The sequence below is a fragment of the Actinocorallia lasiicapitis genome (assembly GCF_054778695.1).
The window spans coordinates 1-2,012 of sequence record NZ_BAAGZI010000630.1 but is presented as its reverse complement, the minus strand read 5'-3'; the positions used below and the strand labels follow the sequence as shown (position 1 = coordinate 2,012).

Here is a 2,012-nt window from a genome sequence, read left to right as displayed (position 1 = left end):
GTGCTCGCCGCCGAGCAGGACGCCCGCGCGGCGGTCCTCGAAGGCGCCGAGCTGAAAGCGCTCCAGGACCAGGCCGCCGAGCACGACGGGGAGGCGGCCGCCGTCCGCGATCTGCTCGCCGACCCCGAACTCCGCGCGGCCGCGGCCGACGATCTCCCCGACATGTCCGTGCTGCAGCAGGCGTTGACGGCCGCCGAGACCCAGCACACCCGTGTCTCCCAAGCCCATGACCGGGCGGTGCAGCGCTGCGACCGGCTGGCCGAGCTGCACGGCAGGCTCGCCGCCGAGATCGCCGCTTGGGAGCCCGTCGCCGAGGCCCACACGGTCGTCGCACGGCTCGCGGGCACGGCGAGCGGCCAGTCGAACAACAAGGACAACATGCGTCTGTCCGCCTATGTCCTGGCCGCGCGCCTGGAGCAGGTCGTGGCGGCCGCGAACGAACGTCTCGCCACCATGTCGGCGGGCCGCTACCAGCTCCGTCACACCGTCGAACGCTCGGCCACCGACCGCGGCCGCAACTCCGGCGGGCTGGGCCTGCGCGTCATCGACGGCTGGACGGGCCAGGACCGCGACCCGGCCACCCTCTCGGGCGGCGAGTCCTTCATCACCTCCCTCAGCCTCGCCCTGGGCCTGGCCGACGTGGTGACCGCGGAGTCCGGCGGCGCCGAGATCTCCACCCTCTTCGTCGACGAGGGCTTCGGCACCCTCGACGAGGACACCCTGGACGAGGTCATGGACGTCCTCGACGCCCTCCGCGACGGCGGCCGCACCGTCGGCGTCGTCAGCCACGTCGCCGAGCTCCGCACCCGCATCCCCACCCAACTCCGCCTCCACAAATCCCGCTCCGGCTCCCACCTCTCCATCCACGCCTGATCCACCTCGGAACATCCCGCAACAAGACACCCAACCCACCCCCCAAGACACCACCACACACGCCAGCCTCCGAGAGGACGTTGGGGCGTTCCGCCGTGGAGCGCACGCGGGCGCCGGGACGCTGTGCGGGTGCGCGTCATTCCGAGAGAGGCGCGCGGTGGGTGCCGGGGCGACGGTGAGGTTGCCGGGGAGGGTGTGCCGGATGACGGGGGGCTGGGTGGGTCGGGGTGGGAAATCGAGGGGGTTTTGGGGGGTGGGCGTTACGGTGGGGGGATGAGTTGGGTTGAGGGTGGGGTCGGGGTGTTGCGGTTGCCTTCGGGGCGGTTGGTCCGGGGGCGGGGGTTGCGGAAAGGACTGGGCCGGGGGGAGGAGCCCGAGTTCGGGGTCTACCTGGTCGGCAAGGCGGTGAGGCAGGAGTGGGAGAGCCGGTGGGTCAAGTGGCCGGATTTCTGGCTGCCGGCCGACCGCGACGGATTCCGGGACGTGCTGCGGGAAGCCCTGGAACGGGCCGGGGACGAGCGGGTCGAGTTCGCGTGCGGAGGGGGGCGCGGCAGGACCGGGACGGCGCTCGCGTGCCTCGCGGTGCTCGACGGGGTCGACGCCGACAAGGCCGTGACCTACGTGCGGCGCAACTACGACCGGCACGCCGTGGAGACGCCCTGGCAGCGGAGGTTCGTCCGCCGGTTCGGCTAGGTTCGCGTTCGGCCGATGCCCTCGTCCCGCGCCCCCGCACGCTCTCGCCTTCTCGCGCTCCCCTCACGGCCGGTCGTTGTCAACCGACCAGGCGGCGATCTGCGCCCGCGAGGTGAAGCCGAGCTTGGTGAGGATGTTCGTGATGTGCCGGGCCACCGTCGCCGGGCTGATCACCAGCTCCTCCGCGATGCTCTTGTTGCTGAGCCCGCGTGCGACGAGCCGGGTGATCTCGTGTTCCCGCTGGGTGAGCGTGCTGGGCGGGGTGACGGGACGTGCCGGCAGCCGGTGCCCGCCGGTGTCGTGCCCGGCCGGACGCGGCGCGGGCACCGGCATCCCGCGTTTGGTGTTCTCCAGCGCGAGCGCCGCCGCCTCGTCCTGACCGAGCCGACGCCCCTCCCCCCAGAGCTGGGCGACCCGGGTGTCGCCGAGCGAGCGGCGGGCCGGTT

At 73.0% G+C, this 2,012-nt stretch carries 3 protein-coding genes; 2 read left to right on the top strand and 1 reads right to left on the bottom strand.

Going from position 1 to position 2,012, the window contains the following annotated elements; all coding sequences use genetic code 11:
• A partial coding sequence (locus ACYVE7_RS33135) for an SbcC/MukB-like Walker B domain-containing protein (RefSeq protein WP_460370416.1) occupies positions 1-873 on the top strand: 873 nt, incomplete at its 5' end.
• Positions 874-1,146: 273 nt separating this feature from the next.
• On the top strand, positions 1,147-1,566 hold the full coding sequence (locus ACYVE7_RS33130; protein ID WP_460370415.1) for a protein-tyrosine phosphatase family protein: 420 nt from the start codon (positions 1,147-1,149) through the stop codon (positions 1,564-1,566).
• A gap of 63 nt (positions 1,567-1,629) precedes the next feature.
• Here ACYVE7_RS33130 and ACYVE7_RS33125 read toward each other — a convergent pair.
• A partial coding sequence (locus tag ACYVE7_RS33125) for a response regulator transcription factor (protein WP_460370413.1) occupies positions 1,630-2,012 on the bottom strand: 383 nt, incomplete at its 5' end.